This window comes from Kitasatospora sp. NPDC096204, assembly GCF_044763205.1.
Lineage (GTDB): Bacteria > Actinomycetota > Actinomycetes > Streptomycetales > Streptomycetaceae > Kitasatospora.
The window spans coordinates 1-22,829 of record NZ_JBIWFT010000002.1 but is presented as its reverse complement, the minus strand read 5'-3'; the positions used below and the strand labels follow the sequence as shown (position 1 = coordinate 22,829).

Here is a 22,829-nt window from a genome sequence, read left to right as displayed (position 1 = left end):
CGGGGGCTGGCGGAGGCGGGAGGGCGAACAGATGACAGCTGACAACTTTCGAAATCTGTTATCCGAAATCCGTCATCTGTCATCTGTCGTCGGTCGTCCGACGGCTGTCATCTGTTCGCCCCGGCTGTCGACGGTTACTTCGGCGCGTCCACGCCCGCGGCCTTGGCGATGTCGACGAGCATCGCGTCGGCGGCCTGGACGCCGATGCCGGACATCCAGGTCTCGTCCGGGACGTTGAACACCTTGTTGTTCTTGACGGCGTTGAGGCCCTGCCAGACCGGGGTCTGCTGGACCTCGCTCTCCTTGGTCTTGCTCGGGTCGTCGGCGGTGGTGACGAACACCAGGTCGGCGTCGGCCTGGCTGATCTGCTCGGCGCTGACCTCGACGATGTTCTGCTCCACGTCCTGCGAGGCCGGACGGGCCAGGCCGACGTCCTTGAGCACCACGCCGCTGTAGGAGGCCTTGGCGTACAGGCGGGTCGGGCCGGCCACGAAGCGGACCACCGAAGCCGTCGGCATCGTCCCGTTGTTCTTCGCCCTGATCTCCTCGCCGAGCTTCTTCGCCCGCGCCTCGTAGTCGGCCAGCGCCTTCTTCGCGTCGTCCTCCCGGCCGAGCGCCTGGGCGTACAGCGCGAGGTTCTCCTTCCACGGGAAGCCCGTGGTCTCGGCCAGCACGGTCGGGGCGATCGCGTTCAGCTGGTCGTACACCTTGGCGTGGCGGACCTTGGAGGAGAGGATCAGGTCGGGCTTGAGGGAGGCGATCAGCTCCAGGTTCGGCTCGTTCATCGGGCCGACGTCCTTGGTGTCCTTGATCTTGTCCTTGAGGTAGTTCGGGAACCCGCCCTCGGTCTTCATGTGCGGGGACACCGCGCCGACCGGCGTGATGCCGAGCAGCGTGACGTCGTCCAGCTCGCCGCTGTCCAGCACCACGACGCGCTTGGGCTGGCTCTTGATCTGGGCCGTTCCGGCGGCGTGCTTGACGCTGCGCGGGAACCCGGCGGCGGTTGCGGCCGAGGCGGAGGACGCGGACGACGCGGAGTCGCCGCCCGACGCGGCGCCGTCCCCGTTGCTGCCGCAGGCGGCGAGCAGGGTGGTCGAGAGGGCGACGGTGAGGACGGCGACAGGGAGTCGGCGGTTCATCGGGGTTCCTTGGATCGGTTCGGGCGGTCGGCCCGAGCAGGGGGACGGGGAGGGGACGGGACGGGGGAGTTCGGCAGGGCGGAGGTCAGCGGCCGCAGGTCACGAGGCGGGGCTCAGGAGGCCGGGTTCACGAGGCGGACGCAGTGGCGCCGCCGCGTCCGCGCGCACGCGGCACGACCAGCGGAGTCCCGGTCTCCGGGTCGGGCACGACCCGGCACGGCACCTGGAAGACGGCTTCCACCAGCTCCGCCGTCAGCACCTCCGACGGCGGACCGGCGGCGGCGAGCCGACCGTCCTTGAGCACCACCAGGTGGTCGGCGTACCGGGCGGCCTGCCCGAGGTCGTGCAGCACCATCACGACGGTGCGCCCGGCCTGGGCGTGCAGGTCGGCGACCAGGTCGAGGACGTCCAGCTGGTGGCGCAGGTCCAGGAAGGTGGTCGGCTCGTCCAGCAGCAGCAGGTCGGTCTCCTGGGCGAGCGCCAGCGCGATCCAGACCCGCTGGCGCTGCCCGCCGGAGAGCCGGTCCACCTGGCGGTCGCGCAGCTCGGCGGTGCCGGTGCGCTCCAGCGCCTCCTCGACCGCCGCCTGGTCCGCCTTGGACCACGGGCTGAGCATCCGCTGGTGCGGGTAGCGGCCGAGCCGCACCAGCGCCTCGACGGTGACGGCCTCCGGGGTGACGGGCTGCTGCGGCAGCAGGCCCATCCGCTTGGCGAGCGCCCGGGCGGGCATCCGGTGGATGTCGGCGCCGTCCAGGGTGACCGTCCCGGCGGCCGGGTCGAGCAGCCGGACCAGGCCGCGCAGCAGCGTCGACTTGCCACAGGCGTTCGGCCCGACGATCGCGGTGACGGCGTTGCCGGGCAGTTCGAGGTCGAGTCCGTCCACGATGGTCCGGTCGCCGTAGCGCAGGCCGAGGCCTCTGGCGGCGAGCCGGTTCGCGGCGGCACCGGCGGCACTGGCGGCACCGGCGACACCAGCGGCACCGGCGACACCAGCGGCACCGGCGGCACCGGGGGCAGCAGCGGCACGGGCGGTCGCACCGGAACCGGCGGCCGTACCGGTAGCCGCCGGTGCGGCCGGGCCCGTCCCGGCAGTCGTCTCGACGGAGGTCATCAGCTGCTCCTCTGGGGAAGCCGGCCCTGGCGGATCATCAGCACCAGGAGCCAGGGCGCGCCGAGGGTGGCGGTGACGGCACCGACCGGCAGGCCGTGGACGGGGATCACGTGCAGCACGAGGAGGTCGGCGGAGAGCAGCAGCACGGCGCCGGTGAGCGCGGTGAGGCCGAGCGTGCCGAGGGTCGGCGGCCCGGCGAGCAGCCGGACCAGGTGCGGGACGGCGAGTGCGACGAAGGCGACCGGCCCGGTGAGCGCGGCGGCCAGTGAGGCCAGGGTGATGGTGAGCAGCAGCAGCCAGAGCCGGTCCCGGGCCGGGTTGAGGCCGAGGCCGCCGGCCGAGTCGTCGCCGAGGTCGAGCACTGCGACCCGCCGCTGGCAGAGCAGCAGGGCGAGGGCGGTCAGCGCGATCGCGGTGCCGCCGATCCACACCTCGGTCCAGTTGCGACCGTAGAGCGAGCCGGTGGTCCACTGGAGCGCGGAGGAGGCCAGCTCGGCCGGGAACCGTACGATCATCAGGTTCACGGCGGCGGCCAGGCCCTGCTGGACCGCCAGGCCGACCAGCACCAGCCGGGTGACGGCCATCTTGGAGCGCCAGGCGAAGCCGCCGAGCAGCAGCGCCGCGAGCAGCCCGCCGCCGACCGCGGCCAGCGGGATCAGCTGCTGGGAGGCGCCGGTGGCGAGCATCAGCACCGCGCCGAAGGACGCGCCGCCGGTGATGCCGATGGTGTCGGGCGCGGCGAGCGGGTTGCGGAACAGCCGCTGGAGGATCGAGCCGGCCACCGCCAGCCCGGCACCCGCGATCAGCGCCGAGACCACCCGGGGCGCGCGGAACTGCCGCACCACCAGGACGTTCCCGGGGTCGCCCTGCCCGACCAGCGCGCGCAGCGCGTCCCAGACGGGGATGCCGACCTGGCCGGTGCCGAGTGCGATCCCGGTCAGCAGCACCAGCAGCGCGGCGGCCACCAGCGACCAGGCGGCGGTACGGGCACGGCGGCGGGCGAGGCCCCGGACGGGCAGCGCGATCGTGCTCACTTGGCCACCTTCCGGGCCAGCACCGCGAGCAGCGGCGCGCCGAGGAAGGCGGTCACGATGCCGACCTCGATCTCGGACGGGCGGACCACCAGCCGGCCGAGCACGTCGGCACCGAGCAGCAGCAGCGGACCGGTGATCAGACAGCCGGGCAGCAGCCAGCGGTGGTCGTTGCCGAGCAGCGGACGGACCAGGTGCGGTGCGGCCAGTCCGATGAACGCCACCGGTCCGGCCACGGCGACGGCGCTGCCCGCGAGCAGTACCACGGCCAGCCCGCCGGCCAGCCGGATCCGGGCCACCGGCACGCCCAGCGCCTGCGCCGTCTCGTCGCCGAGCGCCAGCGCGTTGAGCGCGGGCGCGATGGCGAGGGCACCGACCAGACCGAGGGCGAGGAAGGGCAGGACGGGGGCGAGGGTGTCCAGGTGCCGACCGGCGATCGAGCCGGCCAGCCAGAACCGCGCCTCGTCCAGGGTGCGGTGACTGGCCAGCATCAGCGCGGAGGTCCAGGAGGTGAGCACCACGGTGAGCACGGTGCCGCCGAGCGCCAGCCGGACCGGGTCGAGGTCCCCGCCGCGCCGGGACATCGCGTACGCGCCGACGGCGGCGACGGCGGCACCGGCGAAGGCGAACCAGACGTACTCGACCGGGCGGGCGAGGTCCAGCGCGTAGATCGCGGCGACCACGAAGAGGCTCGCGCCGGCGTTGATGCCGAGGGTGACCGGGGAGGCCAGCGGGTTGCGGGTGACGCCCTGGGCGACCGCCCCGGCGACGCCGAGCGCGGCCCCGACCGCCAGTCCGATGAGGGTGCGCGGGACCCGAAGGCCCGTCACCACATCGGCGTCACCGCCGTGGGCGGCACCGGTGAGGGCGTCGACCACGGTGGAGAGCGGAATGGAGCGGGAGCCCAGAGCGAGGCTCAGGGCGGCACACAGCACGAGCGCGCACACGCCGGCGAGCAGCAGCAGGGGCTGCCGGATCGCCGGAGAACGAGGCGTCGCCGGGGCTGTGGAGGCCGGCGGGTCGGTTCTCAGCACGAAGCAATATCTTAGGTTAGCTTTACCTAAATTCGTCAAGCTTCGGCCGGCTCGACCGTGGGAGCGAGCCGTCGGGCGATGGGTCGTCGGGCGACGGGCCGGCGGGAGCGGTCGAGGCCGGCCGGGGCCGGTCGGACTGCCCGGTGCCGCTCGACGCCGCGAAGCGTTGTAAGGTGAGCCTCACCTTAATCGATCATGCAGAATCGATCACGGGAGTGTCAATGGTTCCCGGAACACCCATGCCCGTGGCGCCCGCTGCGTCCTCGGTGTCCGTCGCGTCCTCGGCGCTCGTCGCCGACTTCCGGCTGCTGCTGGAGCTCTGCCCGGTGCTCGAACTGCGCCTGCTCGATGCCGCCGAGCCCGACCCGCGCGCCGCCGACGGCTGGTACTCCGGAGCCGAACTCGCCGCCGACGAACGGGCGCTGGCCGCCGTCCTGGCCGGCGCGGAGGCCCGCATCGCCGAGGAGCACGGCCGCTCCCCGCGACCGCACGTCACCGCCTCCCGGCTGCTCCACCACTACGCCTGGTCGGCCTGCCTGCTGATCGCCGGGCCCTGGCACCTCGCCCGCCGGGTCCCCGTCGTCGACCCCGCCGACCTCTGGCTGCACGCCCCCACCGGTGCGCTCGCCCTGCGCCCGCGCGGGCACGTCTCCCTCCCCGGCGACGACGAGCTGCGCGCCGAACTGCGGGCCGCCGTGGTCGCGCACCTCGGACCGGTGCTCGCCGCGTTCGCCGGGCCCACCCGGCGCCGCGACCGCGCGCTCTGGGGCATGGTGACGGACGATCTGGCCTCCGCCCTCTGGTACCTCGGCCGGATGCTCGGCGAGGAGGACGCCTCCGTCGCCGCCGCCGAGGCCGTCCTGCCCGGCGGCACCCTGCCGCTCCCCGGCGGTGCCGACTTCCGCCGCCTGCGCACCCCCGACGGGCGCGCGCACCACACCCGCACCCGGCTCGGCTGCTGCCTCTACTACGCCGTCGGTCCCGCCGCGACCGCCTGCCTGACCTGCCCGCGGACCTCCGACGAGGAGCGGCTGGGCCGTCTCTGACGGTCCGTCCACAGCGCTGCCGTACGGGCCCGTTCACTGTCAGTGGCATCGGCTATGGTCACCCGCATGATCGATTCCACGACGCGGGTACGGATCGCCCGCCCCTCGCGTGACCTCGCGGCGGCCGAGCGCTTCTACGTCGGCGGCCTCGGTCTCGACGTGCAGTGGCGCAGCACCGAGCGGGTGTCCGGCAAGCACGACCTGCTGATGGTCGGTCCGTCCGGCGGCAGCTGGCACTTCGAGCTGACCCACGACCCGGAACGGCCGCTGGAGCCCACCCCGACGGTGGAGGACCTGTTCGTCGTCTACCTCGGCGCCCCGGTGGACGAGGCCCTGGTCGCCCGGCTGGAGGAGGCCGGAGGCACCCGGGTCGAGTCCCACAACCCGTACTGGGAGGAGTACGGCGTGACGATGGCCGACCCGGACGGCTACCGGTTGGTGCTCTGCTCCCGCACCTGGGAGTCCTGAGTCCCCTTCTCCCCGGGCGCCCGCCCGCCGGCGCCGTCGGGCAGCACCGCCACGCCCCGGTCCAGGTCCACGCCGAAGTGCGGCGGCGCTCCGGCCTGCGCGTCGTCCCGCAGCACGAGCCGCTCGTGCTTCTGCTCGATCTGCACCTGCTTGCCCGGACTGAACAGCGCGTGCAGCTCCTCCAGCCCGCCGACACCCAGCCCCGTCCCCGGCCCGCGCTGACGCGGCCGTGGCGAGGCCTCGTCCTGGACCTGCCACGCCGCCAGCAGGACCAGCCCCACCACCGCCGCGACCACCGCCGTCACACCCACGATCCACCCCATGCCCGCTCAACGCCCCCGCGGGGCCCCAGCGTTCCCCGGGCACGCCGTGGCCGTGCATCATGGCCGCGCCGCCGTACGAGGACGCGCTGTGCACGAGGACGCGCTGTGCACGGGGGCCGCGCTGTGAGCGGCGGTCACACCGTGAGGGCGAGGCCGTGTTGTGGCGAAAAGCGCATGGGCGGGCCGTTGGCCCACCGGATACGCTGCCGGACGAACCGGAAGGAGCGCCCCTCACCATGCCCGTGCGCGGAACCCTCGTGGACATCCCGACGGCGGACGGCACCGCCGACGCCTACCTCACCCACCCCGACGACGGTCGGGCCCACCCCGGCGTCATCCTCTACATGGACGCCTTCGGGCTCCGGCCGCACCTGGAGGCCATGGCCGACCGGCTGGCCGACGCCGGGTACACCGTGCTCGTCCCCAACGCCTACTACCGCAACGGTCGCGCGCCGGTCGTCGAACTGCCGGAACTCATAGACCTGGACCAGGCCGACGAACTCTTCGGCCGGCTCGTCCCGCTGCTCGACACGCTCACCCCGGAGGCGACCGCCCGCGACGCGGACGCGTACCTGCGCTGGCTCGCCGAGTCCCCGCTGGTCCAGGACGGCCCGGTCGGCCTGACCGGCTACTGCCGCGGGGCCCTGCTGGCGCTGCGCACGGCCGCCAGCCACCCGGAGCGGATCGCCGTCGCGGCCGGGTTCCACGGTGGCAGCCTCGCCACCGACCTCCCGGACAGCCCGCACCTGGGAGCCGACCGGATCACCGCCGAGCTGTACTTCGGCCACGCGGACGACGACCCCGCGCTGCCGCCCGAGCAGATCGACCGGCTCGCCGAGGCCCTCACCGCCGCCGGCGTCCGGTACCGGGCCGAGGTCTACGCCGGCGCCCCGCACGGCTACACCCAGGCCGACACCACCCGCTACGACGCGGTGGCCGCCGAACGACACTGGGAGGCGCTGCTCGGCCTGCTGAAGCGGGTCCTGCCGGCCTGAGGCCGGCTCCCGACCCGGCCGACCCGTCGGCCGGACACCAATCCGGCGGCAGCTACCCGGCCGGGCCGGTGTCCCGCCAGGGGAGACGTCCGGGCGGTTGCCCGCCCGGCTGGTCGCAGGTCCGTCGGCACCGGGCCCCGGGGGGAGGGGTCGAGCGAGGGCTTCAGGGGCGGCGCATGAACACCAGCCAGGGCGAGCGGGGGGCACCCGCCGGGCCGAGGCTGCGGAGGATCCAGGAGGCCATCGCGCGGGCGCTCGGCGCGCACCTGCCCGGCGGCGTTCGCACCGGCGAACTGGACCGTGGTGGAAGGACGTTGCGCTGGGTGGAGGCCGGTCGGGGCGGCGTCGCCCCCGTAGGCCTGATCGCGGGGTGCGGCAGCACGGCGCCCGGCTGGTCGGCCGTCCCGCCCGAACTCGTCCGGTGCGGGCGGGACGCGGCGTACGACCGGGCCGGGCTGGGCGCCAGTGAGCCCGAGCATGCCACCGTCCCGACGTCGGACGGCCAACTCGCCGACCTGGACGCCCTCGTGCGGCACCTGAACGCGGGACCGGCCATCCTGGTCGGGCACAGCTGGGGCGGCCGGCCGGCCCGACTCCTCGCCTGGCGCCGGCCCGAGCCGGTGGCCGGGCTGGTTCTGGTGGACCCGGCGTACGAGGAGTTCCAGCCCCGGTCCGTCCGGGTCGCCGAGGCCGCGCTGACCCGGCCCTGGCTGTGCCGGGCGGCACTGCCGCGGGCGGTACCGTCGCGGAACGCGCTGTACCGGGCGGCACTGTCGCGGAAGGCGCTGTCGCGCGCGGCGCTGTCACCGACGGCGATCGAACCGGACGAGCCGCTCGACCGGGCCGAGACGGCCGTGATCGCGCACCGGCACCAGCGGCGGGCCATCCTCGCCGAGCAGCGGCTGACCGCGACCGCCGTCCCCGAGATCCGCCGTCACCGCGCCGAGGCACCGCCCCGCCCGAGGTGCCGCCGGCGGTCCTGAGCGCGACCCGGGGGCTGCCCCCGGGCGATGCGCGCCCAGCGGACCGCCCGGCAGGCGGGCATCGCGAGGAGCGCCGTCCGGGGAACGCATGGCACGGTCCGCGGCGCCGGTCATGCCATCCGGTCCGGCCGGCCGCGGGCAGTCGTCGCGGCCGTCCGGGAAGTCGCGGATCGTGCTCGGTACTTCCTCGTCGACTGACAACTGATGCTCAATTCCTGTTCGGACCTGTGCGACTGAGTCCTCGACACCCTCTGGCACACTGTGTGCCGACAACCCGCGGGGGCGGGGTCATGACACCGGGGGGCAGGGGTATGAGCGGCGCGGGCACCGTGCTCGGTGGGCGATACGAGCTGGTCGAGAAGATCGGCGGCGGCGCGATGGGGTCGGTCTGGAAGGCCGAGGACACCGTGCTGGCGCGGCGGGTCGCGGTCAAGATCCTCCGCTCGGAGCTGCTGGAGGACGAGACCTCGGCCCAGCGCTTCCGCCGCGAGGCCCAGCTGGTCGCCGCGGTCGACCACCCCGGCGTGGTGGGCGTCCACGACTACGGCGAGAGCGGCGGAGACGGCGAGGAGCGCTGCGCCTACATCGTCATGGAGCTGATCGACGGCCGTCCGCTGGACCGGGTGCTCAAGGACACCGGCCCGATGGGCGTCGAGCGCGTCCTCGACCTGGTGGCCGGCGCGCTGGACGCGCTGCACGCCGCGCACCGGCGGGAGATCGTGCACCGGGACATCAAGCCCTCCAACCTGATGGTGCGCGCCGACGGACGGGTGGCCGTCACCGACTTCGGCATCGCCCGGGCGCTCGCCAGCACCAAGCTCACCGCCCCGTTCGCGATCATCGGCACCGCGCTCTACATGTCCCCGGAGCAGGCCGAGGGCGCGGACCTCGGGCCGGCCACCGACCTCTACTCGATCGGCGTGGTCTGTTACGAGCTGCTGGTCGGCCGGCCGCCGTACTCCGGTGACGGGCCGCTCCAGATCGCGCTGAAGCACGTCAACCAGCCAGTGCCGCAACTGCCGGACACCTTCCCGGTGTCGGTGCGGGCACTGGTCGCCAGGGCGCTCGCCAAGAAGCCCGAGGAGCGGTACGCGGACGCCGCCGCGATGGCGTCGGCGGCCCGTGCGGCCCGTGCGGCGCTCGCGGGGGAGGGCGGCGCCGTAGGCGCGCAGGGGCCCGGGAAGGCCGGCGCGGTGGCCGGCGGGACCATCCCGCTGCGGCCCGGTGCGGGCGAGCGGGCCGCGGGCGGTGCCGGTGCGGTGGAGCCGGCCGAGCGGGGCACGCCGGATCGGGCCGAGGGCGGTGCGGCGGATCGGCCCGAGGGCGGTGCGGCGGAGCCGGCCGGGGGCGGTGCCGCGGTGGACCTGGCGAAGGGCGGCGCCCCGGCGCCGGACGAGGTCGCGAAGGTGGGGCCGCAGGCGCCCACCGAACCGGGCCGACGGCGCTCGCGGCGCACCCTGCTGGTGCCCGTCGTCATCCCCGTCGTCATCTCGATGGGCACGGCGACCGTCCTGCTGATCGACCGCGGCGCCGGCGGCTCCGACGCGGCCCTGCCGCCAGGCGCGCAGTCGACCGTGGTGGTCACCGCCCCCGCGAACCCGGGCGGCGCCACGTCGGCGACCACGCCCGCGACCACGACCGCGCCCGCCGCCCCGGCACCGACCGACACCCCCGCGGCCACCCCGGGGCCCGACCAGCCGGTGCCCGGCGCCGCCCAGGGCCAGCCGCAACTCCCGCCCGCCCAGGTCCCGGCGGCCGGTCAGGGCGGCAGCGGGGGCCCGGGTGGCTCCGGCGCCGGCCGGACCGGCGGTACGGGAACGGCCGCGGGCGGGGCGTCGGCCGGCCAGGCGAACCAGCCCGTCGGCGGCAACCCGGCCAACCCGCCCGCCAACCAGAACCCGCAGCCCCCGGCGCAGACCACCGGTGGCGGCTCCACCGGCGCCCCGCAGAGCCCGAGCCGGCCCGCCTCCTGCGGCGGCAACAGCTGGGGCAGCATCGTCAGCGTGAAGGACGGCCGCGCGATCGGCATGCGCGACGACAACCTGAACGGCGACAACCCGATCGTGGTCGGAGGCCACCCGCAGTACGGCTGGGTGCGATCGACCAACCCCGGCTCGTGGATCCTCTTCAACGCCTGCAACAACGGCGGCCCGCTGATGGTCCAGACGATGGACGGGAAGGTCGTCCTGAACAGCGGATTCAGCTTCCTCACCAACTGGACGGTCCGCACGGGGAGTTCGGCCGGCTCGTACACGCTCGGCGACTACCAGAACCAGATCTGCATGACCAACAACGGCCCCGGCAACGCGGTCACCATGGTCGCCTGCACCCCTGGGAACACCGCCCAGGAGTGGCGGCTCCAGTGACGGCCCGGGCGGCGCAGGCCCGGTTACAGACCCGGTTACAGACCTGGTTTCAGGCCCGCGTTCAGGGCCGGGTTCAGCCCCGGCCGCAGGTCCGGCCACGGTCCCGGGCGCAGGCCCGGGCCGACGCGCGCCGCTAGCAGGAACCCTCCAGGCGGGCAAGGGGGTTCGGGTGGCGGGACCTCGCCACCCGGGTGTCAAGGGACCGTATGGAATCTTCTACACACATGTAAAAGTCGATCGACGGCCGGCCTGGTGCGCGAGTCCCCCCGGCGTTCGGCGGCTGAGTGCCCGTAGGCGCAGGCGGTCGGCCGTCATGCGGGGCGAAACCCGCGACGGGATGTGGTGAATCGCCCCGGTATGCCCGTCGATTGGACGCCCTTTACCCAATGGCGGGACCTGGCCAATAGCTGAGCCAGACCTGTCAATTCATCTGCTGGATTGTCATGCTTCTGGTCATCCCTCAGCGGTAGCCCCACCCCCACCCCTCGGTGGCGAGCCGCTCGACTGCACGGGGGTTCCCGCACGTCAGTGCCCGTCCCGCCCCACAGGTGTGCCGACCCGGCCCCCCGGGACGAGGTACGACCGCGCCCATGACGCGGTTTCCCGGAAGGACTCGTACGTGAAGCGTAAGCTCGCGGCCGTCGCCGTACTCTCGGCCACGGCCCTGTTGACCGGTGTGATCCAGGTGAGCACCGCCGCCCAGGCCGCTCCCGCCCCCTCGCTGCAGGCCCAGGCCGCCCAGCAGCACGCGACCGTGCTCAAGCTGGCGGCCGGTCAGGCCGGCCCGCTGGCCGAGGTGCTCAAGCTCGGCGACAAGGAGCAACTGGTCGCCAAGGACGCCGTGCTGGACAAGGACGGCACCCGCCACCTGCGCTTCGAGCGCACCTACGCCGGCCTGCCGGTGATCGGCGGCGACCTCGTCGTGCACCAGAAGGCCGACGGCTCGGTGAAGTCGGTCGACAAGGCGGTCGCGGCACGGATCACGCTGCCGAACCTGACCCCGAAGCTCTCCGTCGACCAGGCCGTCACGCAGGTCACCGCGACGGTCAGGGCCACCGTCGGGGTGACCACCGACGCCGACGAGTCGCCGCTCACCGAGGTCCACCAGGCCGGCCGGGCCGAGCTGGTGGTCTGGGCCACCGACGGCAACCCCCGCCTGGCGTACCGCACCACGGTCGAGGGCCTGCGCGCCGACGGCACCCCGAGCCGCCAGATCCTGGTCACCGACGCCACCGACGGCCGCACCCTCGCCACCCACGAGACCGTCCAGACCGCGGCCGGCACCGGCAACGGCGTCTTCGTCGGCCAGGTCCCGCTGACCACCGCCCAGAGCGGCTCGGAGTACCGGCTGAAGGACGACAGCCGTGGCGGCCAGTCCACCAGCGACCTCAACAACGGCACCGACGGAACCGGCTCGCTGTTCGCCAACACCAGCAACAGCTTCGGCGACGGAACCGTCAACAACCGCGAATCCGCCGCCGTGGACGCCCAGTTCGGTGCCGCCACCACCTGGGACTTCTACAAGAGCACCTTCGGCCGCAGCGGCATCCGCAACGACGGCGTCGGCGCCCTGAGCCGGGTGCACTACGGCTCCAACTACGTCAACGCCTTCTGGGACGACAGCTGCTTCTGCATGTCGTACGGCGACGGCAGCAACAACACCGCACCGCTCACCGAGATCGACGTGGCCGGCCACGAGATGAGCCACGGCGTCACCGCGGCGACCGCCAACCTCAACTACGCGGGCGAGTCCGGCGGCCTCAACGAGGCCACCTCGGACATCATGGGCACGATGGTCGAGTGGTACGCCAACCTGCCCTCCAACCCGCCGAACTACTGGATCGGCGAGCTGATCAACCTGCGCGGCGACGGCAGCCCGCTGCGCTACATGGACCAGCCGAGCAAGGACGGCGGCTCGGCGGACTACTGGGACGCGAACGTCGGCAACCTCGACGTGCACTACTCGTCCGGGGTGGCGAACCACTTCTTCTACCTGCTGTCCGAGGGCAGCGGCGCGAAGACGATCAACGGGTTCGGCTACGACAGCCCGACGTACGACAACTCCACGCTCGCGGGCATCGGCCGGGACAAGGCCGCGCAGATCTGGTACCGCGCGCTGACCACGTACTTCACCTCCACCACCGACTACGCGGGCGCCCGCGCGGGCACCCTCAGCGCGGCGGCCGACCTGTACGGCTCGGGCAGTGCGGAGTACAACGCGGTCGCCGCCGCCTGGACGGCGGTCAACGTCAACTGATCCGGACCGAGGTCGAGGCCCGGGCCTGAGCCGATCAGGCCCGGCCCGGGACAGTGTCGAGGCCCCGCCGGGCCGTGGGTGCCGGCCGGCGGGGGAGTACGGCGGGGGCGACGGTGAGCGGACCACCGTCGCTTCCGCTGTGTGACGCCTGACGATACGTCAATTTTCCTTCTCGTGCAGCTTTCGTGGTGGCTCGCGGCACGACGGGCGGTGGGCGGCGGAGCGCGGGGCGTGAAGTAGCACCTCTGCCGGGCTCCCGTACACCCAGAAAACTCGACCATCGCGGTGGTAGTGGACAACTACCCGGGGCGGCAGTGCACTTGGTTCCGGGGTGGAGCGCGGTTCCGTAGCGTCCCCGACATGACGCTACTGACGCGAACCCCGACGAGCGCCGTCCGGCGGCGCGGCCTGCTGGTCTACCTCGTGCTCGCCTACGCCGGGATGTGGGCGGCGATGGCGCCGCTGCTCGCCGACGGGTACCGGCGGGCCGACGCCCGGGAGGAGACCGGCGCCCTGGAGCAACTCTGCATCGGGGCCGCCATGCTGGCCCCGGCGCTGGCGGCGCTGCTCGTGGTCCGCTTCGTCGAGCGCGGCGGCGGGGTACGGGAGGCGCTCGCGCTGCGCCTGCCGCAGCCGCGGTGGCTCGCGGTCCGGGCCTGCCTGCTGCCGCTCGGGGTGCTCGGCGGGCTGACGGCCGCGGCGCTGGTGCTCGGCGCCCTGGTGGGCAGCTACCCCTTCGCCGGCTTCGGCTCGCTGGACCCGGGGCGGGTCGGAGCGTGGGCGGTCCGGGGGTCGATCGGGATGGTGCTGTCGCTGCCACTGTTCTTCGGTGAGGAGATCGGCTGGCAGGGCTTCCTCTTCCCCCGGCTGCTGCAGCACGGCCGCGTCCACGGTTACGGGGGTGGCGGCGGTACGGCGGCGCTGGTGCGGGCGTACCTGCTCACCGGGACGGCCTTCGCGCTCTGGCACCTGCCGACACTGCTGATGGGCGGCCAGTACCCGGGACGGCCCTGGTACCTGGCGGTGCCCGCGCTGACGGTGAGCTGTGTGCTCGTCGTGCCGGTCTTCACCTGGCTGAGGCTGCGCTCGGGGTCGGTCGTCCCGGCGGTGGTGGCGCACGCCTTTGCGAGCAGCATGAGCGTGTCCATGGTCCGGGAGTTCGCGGACCCGGACGCCGAGCTGGACCCGCTCACCATGTCGTTGGCGGGCTGGCCCGGCTGGATCGTCCTCGGCGGGTTCGTGGCCTTCCTCGCGTGCACCGGGCGGCTGGCGCCGACGGGCGGTCGGTGACAGATGACGGAGTTCGGCTGACAGATGATGAAATCTGTCAGCTGTCAGCTGTCAGCTGTCAGCTGTCAGCTGTCAGCTGACATCTGAAATCCGTCGCCCGTCACCTGTCGCCCGTCACCCGACCGCCGGCACCAGGTCCTTGCGGATCTCGTCCAGGATCAGCCCGGCCCCGGTGTAGCCGATGCCGAGCATCCACAGGCTGTCGTCCACCCGGAAGACCCGCCCGCTCCGCACGGCGTCCAGGTTCCTCCAGAGCGCCCCTCCGGTGATCTTCCCCTGGTCGGACTTGGCCTCGTCCCCGTACACGGAGTAGAAGACGACGTCCGCCGCGGCCTGGTCGACCTGTTCGGGGCTGATCTCCATCGAGAAGCCGGTCTTGTCCTGGTTGGCGGGCCGGCCGAGTCCGAGGTCCTTGAACAGGGAGCCGACGAAGGTGTCGTTCAGGTAGAGCCTGGTCGGCGCGCCCGCCAGGAAGCGGGCCATCTCGACCCGGGTGGCCGCCGCCCTGGCCGGCCCGCCGAGCGCGGTGACCAGGTCCCGCAGCTTCGCCCGGTACGCCGCGTCCGCCGTGTCGGCCTCGGCCGTCCGGCCCAGGGCCTCGGCGTGCAGCCGGACGTTCTCCTTCCAGGTCGGCCCGGTGGTCCGGGTGAGCACCGTCGGCGCGATCTTCGACAGTTCGTCGTACCGCTTGTCGTCGCGGACCTGGTTGCTCAGGATGAGGTCCGGCCGCAGTGCGGCGACCGTCTCCAGGCTGGGCTGGCCGATGGCCCCGACGGGCTTCGTGCCGGCCAGCCGCTCGGCGGGCAGGTAGGCGGGGAAGGCGGCGCCCGCCGCGACGGTGGTGGCGCCGACCGGGCTGAGCCCGAGGGTGACCACCGAGTCCAGCGCGTCGCTGTCCAGGGCCACCACCCGGCTCGCCCGCGCCGGTACGGTGCTCTCGCCGCGCGCGTGCCGGACCGTCCGAGTCCCGCCGGTGCCGCCGGTGCCGCCCGTCCTGCCCGTGCCGGAAGATCCGGACGAGCCGGCCGAGTCGGAGCCCGAGGCAGGGGAGCCGGCCCCGCACGCGGCGAGCACGAGCCCGGGGGCGATCCCGGCGGCGAGGCCGAGAGCGGTGCGGCGGCTGAGCGGTCGGGGCATCGGCGGCACCTCCAACGTGCGGGCGGGGCGCCGGAATCCCTGCCCGGACAGCGGCCGGGTTACGCCTCGGAGCCGTTCTCCCGTCGCTGGCGCAGGAGTTCGGCGTACTCGACGTGTACCCGCCGGTCCATCGCGAGGGTGAACTGGGCGTCCGCGACGGTCCGCGCCAGCGGCCGGACCCGCAGGATGCGCTCGGTGAGCCGGGCCGCCTCGCCGGCCGGCAGCGGGGTGTCGGTGGCGAGCGCGCTGAGCAGGTGTTCGGTGACCACCTCGATGAAGATCTCGGCGATGGCGTCCACGTGCTCCCAGGTACGGCGGCTCGCCTCCAGCACCGCCGAGAGCGGCACCCCCTCCGCCACCAGCTCGGTGGTGGCGTCCATCAGCCGGCGGCTGACGTGGGTGATGCCGTCCTCCTCGACGGTGATGTAGCCCTGGGCGATCGACTCGGCGGTGTTCTCCTCGGTGAGCTGGTCGCCGAAGGCCGCCTTCAGCTCCTCCCAGTCCAGCCGCACCGGCGTCTCGTCGGACCACGGTGCGACGATCGCCGCCTCCAGCCCGATCAGCCCGGCGACGTCCCGCCCGCTCTCCCCGGCGCCGATCAGCTCGGCGATACCGCCCAGGGTGTGGCCGCGCTCGAGCAGCTCGCCGATCATCCGCAGCCGGGCCAGGTGCTCCTCGCCGTACCAGGCGATGCGGCCCTCCTTGCGGGGCGGCTGAAGCAGTTTGCGCTCGCGGTAGAAGCGCAGGGTGCGGGTGGTGATGCCGGCGGCCTCGGCCAGTTCCTCCACCCGGTACTCGCGTTTTCTGTCGCCCGCAGCAGCTCTGACCTTGTCCACGGCGATCAGCATAGGACCGTCGGCTCGGAAGGATCCCCGAACCGGAGCCGTCGCGCTTCTTCCATCCGGTGTCAGCAAGGGCTACCCTGCCAATCATGCCAGTGATTGCTGGCGCGATTGACAGGGTCCCGGAGGCGAGCCCCCGGGAAGTTCCGGGGCCGCAGACCCCCGGGAGAGCGCGACGATCACCGTCCCACCCTCAGGAGGTTGCCGCATGGCATCCAGCAGCAAGCGCCCCAGCTCCGGCGCGTCCGCAGCGACCGACACCGCCGCTGCCACCGACACCGCCGCTGCGACCGACACCGCCGCTGCGCGGGCGTCCGTCCCGCACGTCCGGGTGGCGGTGATCGGCTCCGGCTTCGGCGGCCTCGGCGCCGCGGTCCGGCTGCGCCGCGCCGGGATCACCGACTTCGTGGTGCTGGAACGCGCGGACTCCGTCGGCGGCACCTGGCGCGACAACAGCTACCCCGGCTGCGCCTGCGACGTGCCCTCGCACCTCTACTCCTTCTCCTTCGCGCCCAACCCCGACTGGCCGCGCAGCTTCTCCGGTCAGCCGGACATCCGCGCCTACCTGGAGAAGGTCGCCACCGTCTTCGGCCTCCGCCCCCACCTCCGCTTCAACACCGAAGTACTGGAAGCCCGTTGGGAGAGCGAGCGGACCCACTGGCGGATCACCACCTCGGCCGGGCAGTGGACCGCCGACGCCATCGTCTCCGCCGCCGGACCGCTCGCCGACCCGCAGATCCCCGACCTGCCCGGGCTCGGCGGCTTCCCCGGCAAGGTGTTCCACTCCTCCCGCTGGGACCACGACTTCGACCTCACCGGCAAGCGCGTCGCCATGGTCGGCACCGGCGCCTCCGCCGCCCAGATCATCCCGTCGATCCAGCCCAAGGTCGGCAAGCTGACCGTCTTCCAGCGCACACCGGCCTGGGTGCTGCCGCGCCGCGACCGCGAGATCACCCAGCTGGAGAAGTGGCTGCACGGCCGCCTGCCGGTCACCACCAAGATCCGCCGCGGCACTCTCTTCGCCCTCCGCGAGATCCAGGTCGACGCCTTCGTACGCCGCCCCGGACTGCTGCGCCTGGTCCAGCGGATCGCCGAACGCCACATCGCCCAGGGCGTCCCCGACCCGGCGCTGCGCGCCAGGCTGACCCCGGACTACCGGATCGGCTGCAAGCGCATCCTGCTCAGCAACACCTACTACCCGGCGCTCGCGGCGGCCAACACCGAGGTCGTCTCCTCCGGCCTGCGCGAACTGCGCGGCTCCACCCTGGTCGCGGCCGACGGCAGCGAGCACGAGGTGGACGCCATCGTCTTCGGCACCGGCTTCCACGTCACCGACATGCCCATCGGCGCCCGGGTGTTCGGCGCCAACGGCACCAGCCTGGCGGAGGAGTGGAAGGACGGCATGGAGGCGCTGCGCGGCTCGACCGTGAACGGCTTCCCGAACCTCTTCTTCGTCATCGGGCCCAACACCGGCCTCGGCAACAGCTCGATGATCCTGATGATCGAGTCCCAACTGAACTACATGATCGACGCGTTGACCACGCTCGGCTCGATCGGAGCCGCCGCGATGCAGCCCACCGCGCGTGCCCAGCGGCAGTGGAACCTCGAACTCCAGCACCGGATGGACCGCACCGTCTGGACCACCGGCGGCTGCCTCAGCTGGTACCTCGACCCGAACGGCAAGAACACCGTGCTCTGGCCCGGCTCCACCACCTCGTTCCGGCGGTCCACCCGCAAGGTCGACCTCGGGGAGTACGAACTGATCATGCGCGCCGCACCGGCCGCCGCCCGCACCACCGGCCAGGAGGTGTCCGCGTGAGTCGCGTCCACCTCCCCGAGGGGTACGAACCACCGCTTCCGGCCGAGGAGTTGAGCATCCGGTCGGCGGACGGCATCCGGCTGCACGCCGAGGTGCACGGCCGGCCCGACGCGCCCACCGTGGTGCTCGCGCACGGCTGGACCTGCTCGACCGCCTTCTGGGCCCCGGTGATCCGCCGACTGGCCGACCGCTACCGGGTGGTGGCCTACGACCAGCGTGGTCACGGGCACAGCGAGATCCCGCCCAGCCGGGCCCGCTACTCGACCCGGGCACTGGCCGAGGACCTCTCCGCCGTGCTCGCGCGGACCGTTCCGGCAGGAGAGCGGGCCGTGCTGGCCGGACACAGCATGGGCGGGATGACCATCATGGCCGCCGGCGGCCGACCCGACGTCGCCGAGCGCACCGCCGCGGCCGTCCTGATCTCCACCGGGCCCGGCGACCTGGTGGCCGAACTCACCGTCCTGCCACCGGCCGTACGCTCCCCGGGTCTGCGGCGCCTCCTGCACCGGCAGCTGCTGCGCTCCCGCCTGCCGCTCGGACCGGTCTCGCCGGTCAGCCGGGTGGCGCTCAAGTACGCGACCATGGGGCCCGGTTCGCCCGCCGGCCAGGTCGAGGCGACGGCCCGGGTCGTGCACGCCTGCCCGACCGCCGTCCGCGCCAACTGGGCCGCGGTGCTGGACCGGCTGGACGTCCACGCCGGGCTCGCCCGGCTCGCCGCGCCCACGGCGGTGGTGGTCGGTACCGCCGACCGCCTGACCCCGCCGGTGCACGCCCACCGGATCGTCGCCGAACTCCAGGACCCACAGGGGCTGTTGCTGCTCCCCGGGGTCGGCCACATGTCGCCGCTGGAGCGCCCGGACGAGGTCGCCGCCGAGATCCACCGGATGGCCTCGGCGTACCTGGCCGCCGCTCCCGCCGGTTCCGCCGGTTCCGTCGCTGTTGCCGAGCCCACCGGCACCGTTCCCGCCTCCGTCGACGAGAGGACCTCCGTCGCATGAATGCCATCCCGCCGTTGTCCGCGCAGGTCGTCGTCGTCACCGGGGCCGCGCGCGGCGTCGGCGCGTCGCTGGCCCGCAAGCTCGCCCGGCGCGGGGCCAAGGTGGCCCTGCTCGGGTTGGAGCCGGAGGAGCTGAAGGACGTCGCCGAGCGGTGCGGCCCGTCCGCCACCAGCTGGGAGGTGGATGTCACCGACCTCGAGGCGCTGGAGGACACCGCCCGCCGGATCAAGGAGCACTACGGGCGGATCGACACCGTCGTCGCCAATGCCGGGATCGCCATCGGCGGGCCGCTGGCCGACAGCGACCACAAGGCGTTCAGCCGGGTCATCGAGGTGAACCTGCTCGGCAGCGTGGCCACCGCGCGGGCCTTCCTGCCGGCGCTCGCCGAGAGCCGCGGGTACCTGCTCCAGATCGCCTCGCTCGCCGCGCTGACCCCCGCGCCGCTGATGAGCGCCTACTGCGCCAGCAAGTCCGGGGTGGAGGCCTTCGCCCACTCGATCCGCGCCGAGGTGGCGTACCAGGGGGTCAAGGTCGGTGTCGGGTACCTGAGTTGGACCGACACCGACATGGTGCGCGGGGCCGACCAGGATGCCGTGCTGAAGCAGATGCGATCCCGGCTGCCGTGGCCGGCGAACAAGACGTACCCGCTGGAACCCGCAGTGGAGCGGATCGTCGCGGGTATCGCCCGCCGGTCCGCCCACGTCTACGCGCAGGCCTGGCTGCGCGGGATGCAGCCGGTCCGCTGGCTGCTGCCGACCATGATCGCGGTGGTCGGCTCCCGGGACGTGGCCAGGCTCGCCCCCCAGCTCGCCGCCACCGCCGCGAGCCGCCTGCGCGCCGTCGGTGCCGGGGGCGCGGCGGACACGGTGGCCCGGGGGAGCCGGAGCGGGTCGGGCGGCTGATGGCTGACAGTCCGACGGCCGGCGGCGGGCTGCGAACAGATGACAGCGAACAGCTGACAGCTGACAGATTTCGAAATCTGTCAGCTGTCAGCTGTCATCCGTCCGCCCCTGGCCTGCTCGCCGCGCCCCGCCGCGATCCCCGCCAGCGTCTCCAGCGCCCGCGCCAGTACCGGCAACGGCGGTGAGGCGAGCCCGACCCGGACTGCGGAGGGCGAGCGCCGGGGATCGACGGCGAAGGCCGCCGCCGGCGTGATCGACACCCCGGCCCGCGCCGCCTCCGCGACGAAGGCCTCCGCCCGCAGGCCCGGCGGCAGTTCCCACCACAGGTAGTACGAGCCCGGGTCGGACCGCAGCCGCTGCCCCGTCAGCACCTCGCGCGCCAGCAGCTGCCGGGCCGTCGCGTCGGCCCGCTTCGCGGCCTCCACCGAGGCCAGCGTGCCGTCCCCGATCCAGCGCACCGCCGCCTCCAGCGCGAAGCCGCTCGGCGCCCACCCGCCCGAGCGCAGCGCTCCCGCCACCCGCTCGCGCAGCGCCGCCGGGACGACCGCGAACCCGGTGGTCAGCCCCGGGGCGAGCCGCTTGGAGAGGCTGTCCACGAGCACCGTGCGCTCCGGCGCGAGCGCGGCCAGCGGTGCCGACCCCGGCCGGAGGAAGGACCAGACGGCGTCCTCGACCACCGGCAGGTCGAGCCGCCGCAGCACGGCCACGAGCGCCACCGCCCGGTCCCGCGGCAGGCTCACGCCGAGCGGGTTCTGCAGGCGAGGCTGGACGTACACCGCGCGCAGCGGCCCGGCGCTCCGGTGGGCGGCCGCCACGGCGTCCGGCAGCAGCCCGTGCTCGTCCACGGCCAGCGGCACCAGCACGATGCCCAGGCGTTCCGCCACCGCCCTGACCACCGGGTACGTCAGTTCCTCCACGCCCAGCCGCTGCCCGGGCGGCACCAGGGCGGACAGCGCCCCGGCGATGGCCTGCCGCCCGTTGCCGGCGAACAGCAGGTCCGCCGCGTCGACGTGCCAGGAGTCGCAGGAGTCGCAGGCATCGCACGCGTCGCAGGCGTCGCAGGCGTCGACCGAGAGCAGTCCCGCGAACGCCCGCCGGGCCGCGCCCGTTCCCGCCGCGCCGACCGGCCGCAGCGCCTCGCCCAGTGCGTCCGGCCGCAGCAGCGGTGCCAGTGCGGCCGTCAGCAGTTCGCTCTGCCCGGGAACGGAGGGGTAGTTGAGCTCCAGGTCCACGGGGGTGGCGGACGGCTCCGCGAGCGCGACCCGGGCGCCGTCCGGTGCGCGCCCGGCCCGGACGAAGGTGCCGCGCCCGACCTCCCCCACGGTCAGTCCGCGCCGGGCCAGCTCCCGGTACACGCGCCCGGCCGTCGAGCCGGCGATGCCCTTGCTGCGGGCGAACGCGCGCTGGGTCGGCAGCTGTTGGCCGGGACGCAGCCGTCCGTCCGCGATCTCGGCGGCGATCCGGTCGGCGATCAGGCGGTAGTCGTCCATCGGGGTCGGTCCTCCAGCGGGCTCACATTGCACCGAGTGCAAAGTCATCATTGCATCGAGCCGATTGCCCGGCCTAGCCTCCTCGCATGGACGCGTTGACAACCGCCGTGGACGGCCGGGCCGTGCTCGGGATCGCCGCCGTTGCCCTGGGCATGGTGCTGTCGCCAGGGCCGAACATGATCTACCTGGTGTCGCGTTCGATCGCGCAGGGCCGCCGCGCCGGGCTGATCTCGCTGGTCGGGGTCGGGGCCGGTTTCCTGGTCTACCTGGTCGCGGTGACGGCGGGGGTGGCCGCGGTGTTCTCGGTGGTGCCCGTCCTCTACACCGCGATCAAGCTGGCCGGTGCCGGCTACCTGCTCTGGCTGGCCTGGAAGGCGGTCAAGCCGGGCGGCACGGCGGTCTTCGCCCCGCAGCAGCTGCCGCCGGACCCGCCGCGCCGGCTGTTCGCGATGGGCTTCCTGACCTGCCTGCTCAACCCCAAGATCGCCATCATGTACATCTCGCTGCTGCCCCAGTTCGTCGTCCCGGAGCGCGGTCACGTCGCCGTGCAGAGCCTGCTGTTGGGCCTGACCCAGATCGCGATCGCGATCACCGTCAACGGCCTGATCGCGGTGAGCGCGGGCAGCATCGCGGCCTTCCTCAACCGTCGCCCCGGCTGGCTGCGGATCCAGCGCTACGCGATGGGCACCGTCCTCGCCGGCCTCGCCGTGAACATCGCGGCGGACCGCGCCAAGGCCGTCGCTTCCTAATGTTGTTGTCAAGCCGTCTCGGTCGCTGGGGGTGTGATGTGGTAGCACCGTCGGTCACGGACCAGCGCCCACAGGACGTTGACGCGTCTGCGGGCCAGGGCCATCACGGCCTGGACGTGCCGTTTCCCCTCCGCGCGTTTGCGGTCGTAGAACTTTCGCGAGTTCGGGTCGCATCGGATGCTGACCAGCGCGGAGGTGTAGAAGACGCGTTGGAGTCTGCGGTGGTAGACGGTCGGCCGGTGGAGGTTGCCGCTGACCTTGCCGGAGTCGCGGGGCGCGGGGGCGACGCCGGCGAAGGCCGCCAGGGCGTCCGGGGAGGCGAAGCCGTCCAGGTTGCCGCCGACGCCGGCGAGGAACTCGGCGCCGAGGACGGTGCCGATGCCGGGGACGCTCTCGACTATCTCGGCGAGTTCGTGCTCGCGAAACCGGCCCTCGATGAGCTTGTCCATCTCGGCGATCTGCTCGTTGAGGGCCATCACCCCCTCGGCCAGGGTGTGGACCAGTCTGGCGATGGTCTTCTCCCCGGGAACGGAGGTGTACTGCCGCCCGGCAGCCTCAACTGCCGCCTCGGCAAGTGCTCTTGCGTTGCGGACCTTGCGGTTGGCCAACCACTTCGTCAACCGCGCGTCGGCACGGCGCCCGGTCAGCAGCTTGAGTTCGATCGCGGCCTCGTCGCCGGGACGAATCGGTTGAAGGTCGCGGCGCATCCGGGCCTGGTCGGCGATCACGTGGGCGTCGCGGGCGTCGGTCTTGCCCCAATGCCGGGAAGTTTGGGGTATAGGGCTGCTGTCAAGTGGTTTGGTGAAGTTGATGTAGATGGGCGGGGCTCCGCGTAGGACGGAAGTCGAC

General features: G+C 73.5%; 20 protein-coding genes. 11 read left to right on the top strand and 9 right to left on the bottom strand.

Annotation, left to right across the window (positions count from 1 at the left end):
* Nucleotides 1-134 precede the first annotated feature (134 nt).
* From ACIQ87_RS01875 to ACIQ87_RS01860, 4 genes are all read right to left on the bottom strand, one after another.
* Nucleotides 135-1,139, bottom strand: coding sequence for an ABC transporter substrate-binding protein (locus ACIQ87_RS01875; RefSeq protein WP_402400083.1), 1,005 nt, complete (start codon nucleotides 1,137-1,139; stop codon nucleotides 135-137).
* A 127-nt stretch (nucleotides 1,140-1,266) separates the two neighbouring features.
* On the bottom strand, nucleotides 1,267-2,250 hold the full coding sequence (locus tag ACIQ87_RS01870) for an ABC transporter ATP-binding protein (RefSeq protein WP_402400080.1): 984 nt from the start codon (nucleotides 2,248-2,250) through the stop codon (nucleotides 1,267-1,269).
* Entirely contained in the window at nucleotides 2,250-3,284 is a 1,035-nt protein-coding gene (locus ACIQ87_RS01865; RefSeq protein WP_402400078.1) for a FecCD family ABC transporter permease, read from the bottom strand. The genes ACIQ87_RS01870 and ACIQ87_RS01865 overlap by 1 nt, the downstream gene beginning before the upstream one ends.
* A complete protein-coding gene (locus tag ACIQ87_RS01860) occupies nucleotides 3,281-4,258 on the bottom strand; it encodes a FecCD family ABC transporter permease (RefSeq protein ID WP_402400886.1) in 978 nt (325 codons plus the stop codon). Before ACIQ87_RS01860 ends, ACIQ87_RS01865 begins: the two co-directional genes overlap by 4 nt.
* 296 nt (nucleotides 4,259-4,554) lie before the next feature.
* Here ACIQ87_RS01860 and ACIQ87_RS01855 point away from each other — a divergent pair, with 296 nt between their 5' ends.
* Together ACIQ87_RS01855 and ACIQ87_RS01850 are read left to right on the top strand one after the other, a co-directional pair.
* The gene (locus ACIQ87_RS01855; RefSeq protein WP_402400075.1) at nucleotides 4,555-5,361 is read left to right on the top strand and encodes a (2Fe-2S)-binding protein; all 807 of its coding nucleotides are present in this window, start codon (nucleotides 4,555-4,557) and stop codon (nucleotides 5,359-5,361) included.
* Between the two features lie 66 nt (nucleotides 5,362-5,427).
* On the top strand, nucleotides 5,428-5,829 hold the full coding sequence (locus ACIQ87_RS01850; RefSeq protein WP_402400072.1) for a VOC family protein: 402 nt from the start codon (nucleotides 5,428-5,430) through the stop codon (nucleotides 5,827-5,829).
* Here the strand turns inward: ACIQ87_RS01850 and ACIQ87_RS01845 are convergent.
* Nucleotides 5,790-6,152 carry a DUF6191 domain-containing protein gene (locus tag ACIQ87_RS01845; RefSeq protein ID WP_402400069.1) on the bottom strand — a complete coding sequence of 121 codons (363 nt, stop codon included), beginning with the start codon at nucleotides 6,150-6,152 and terminating at the stop codon, nucleotides 5,790-5,792. The genes ACIQ87_RS01850 and ACIQ87_RS01845 overlap by 40 nt on opposite strands.
* 236 nt (nucleotides 6,153-6,388) lie before the next feature.
* Between ACIQ87_RS01845 and ACIQ87_RS01840 the strand changes: the two genes are divergently transcribed.
* From ACIQ87_RS01840 to ACIQ87_RS01820, 5 genes are all read left to right on the top strand, one after another.
* Nucleotides 6,389-7,147 carry a dienelactone hydrolase family protein gene (locus ACIQ87_RS01840; RefSeq protein WP_402400067.1) on the top strand — a complete coding sequence of 253 codons (759 nt, stop codon included), beginning with the start codon at nucleotides 6,389-6,391 and terminating at the stop codon, nucleotides 7,145-7,147.
* 176 nt (nucleotides 7,148-7,323) lie between these two features.
* Nucleotides 7,324-8,130, top strand: a complete 807-nt coding sequence (locus tag ACIQ87_RS01835) for an alpha/beta fold hydrolase (RefSeq protein WP_402400062.1) — start codon at nucleotides 7,324-7,326, stop codon at nucleotides 8,128-8,130.
* A 311-nt stretch (nucleotides 8,131-8,441) separates the two neighbouring features.
* Nucleotides 8,442-10,496, top strand: coding sequence for a serine/threonine-protein kinase (locus ACIQ87_RS01830; RefSeq protein ID WP_402400060.1), 2,055 nt, complete (start codon nucleotides 8,442-8,444; stop codon nucleotides 10,494-10,496).
* Nucleotides 10,497-11,115: 619 nt separating this feature from the next.
* Complete coding sequence (locus ACIQ87_RS01825; RefSeq protein ID WP_402400057.1) at nucleotides 11,116-12,753, top strand: M4 family metallopeptidase; 1,638 nt, start codon at nucleotides 11,116-11,118, stop codon at nucleotides 12,751-12,753.
* 360 nt (nucleotides 12,754-13,113) lie between these two features.
* Nucleotides 13,114-14,043, top strand: coding sequence for a CPBP family intramembrane glutamic endopeptidase (locus ACIQ87_RS01820; RefSeq protein ID WP_402400054.1), 930 nt, complete (start codon nucleotides 13,114-13,116; stop codon nucleotides 14,041-14,043).
* Nucleotides 14,044-14,157: 114 nt separating this feature from the next.
* Here the strand turns inward: ACIQ87_RS01820 and ACIQ87_RS01815 are convergent, their stop codons facing one another.
* Both ACIQ87_RS01815 and ACIQ87_RS01810 read right to left on the bottom strand, forming a co-directional pair.
* Nucleotides 14,158-15,180: an ABC transporter substrate-binding protein gene (locus ACIQ87_RS01815; protein WP_402400051.1), complete on the bottom strand. Its 1,023-nt coding sequence runs from the start codon at nucleotides 15,178-15,180 to the stop codon at nucleotides 14,158-14,160.
* Nucleotides 15,181-15,239: 59 nt separating this feature from the next.
* Nucleotides 15,240-16,028 (bottom strand): MerR family transcriptional regulator, encoded by a 789-nt coding sequence (locus ACIQ87_RS01810; protein WP_402400048.1) that lies wholly within the window; start codon nucleotides 16,026-16,028, stop codon nucleotides 15,240-15,242.
* A 202-nt stretch (nucleotides 16,029-16,230) separates the two neighbouring features.
* On the opposite strand from ACIQ87_RS01810, the gene ACIQ87_RS01805 reads away from it, so the two are divergent.
* The 3 genes from ACIQ87_RS01805 to ACIQ87_RS01795 are packed head-to-tail and all read left to right on the top strand — an operon-like array spanning nucleotide 16,231 to nucleotide 19,741.
* Nucleotides 16,231-17,841 carry a flavin-containing monooxygenase gene (locus tag ACIQ87_RS01805; protein WP_402400045.1) on the top strand — a complete coding sequence of 537 codons (1,611 nt, stop codon included), beginning with the start codon at nucleotides 16,231-16,233 and terminating at the stop codon, nucleotides 17,839-17,841.
* Nucleotides 17,838-18,839, top strand: coding sequence for an alpha/beta fold hydrolase (locus ACIQ87_RS01800; protein WP_402400043.1), 1,002 nt, complete (start codon nucleotides 17,838-17,840; stop codon nucleotides 18,837-18,839). The genes ACIQ87_RS01805 and ACIQ87_RS01800 overlap by 4 nt, the downstream gene beginning before the upstream one ends.
* The gene (locus ACIQ87_RS01795; RefSeq protein ID WP_402400040.1) at nucleotides 18,836-19,741 is read left to right on the top strand and encodes an SDR family oxidoreductase; all 906 of its coding nucleotides are present in this window, start codon (nucleotides 18,836-18,838) and stop codon (nucleotides 19,739-19,741) included. The genes ACIQ87_RS01800 and ACIQ87_RS01795 overlap by 4 nt, the downstream gene beginning before the upstream one ends.
* Nucleotides 19,742-19,821: 80 nt before the next feature.
* Here the strand turns inward: ACIQ87_RS01795 and ACIQ87_RS01790 are convergent, their stop codons facing one another.
* Nucleotides 19,822-21,231, bottom strand: coding sequence for a PLP-dependent aminotransferase family protein (locus tag ACIQ87_RS01790; protein ID WP_402400037.1), 1,410 nt, complete (start codon nucleotides 21,229-21,231; stop codon nucleotides 19,822-19,824).
* 86 nt (nucleotides 21,232-21,317) lie between these two features.
* Here ACIQ87_RS01790 and ACIQ87_RS01785 point away from each other — a divergent pair, with 86 nt between their 5' ends.
* Nucleotides 21,318-21,980 carry a LysE family translocator gene (locus ACIQ87_RS01785; RefSeq protein WP_402400034.1) on the top strand — a complete coding sequence of 221 codons (663 nt, stop codon included), beginning with the start codon at nucleotides 21,318-21,320 and terminating at the stop codon, nucleotides 21,978-21,980.
* A gap of 8 nt (nucleotides 21,981-21,988) precedes the next feature.
* Here the strand turns inward: ACIQ87_RS01785 and ACIQ87_RS01780 are convergent.
* Nucleotides 21,989-22,829, bottom strand: an 841-nt coding sequence (locus ACIQ87_RS01780; protein ID WP_402400031.1) for an IS110 family transposase, incomplete at its 5' end; no start/stop codon positions are given.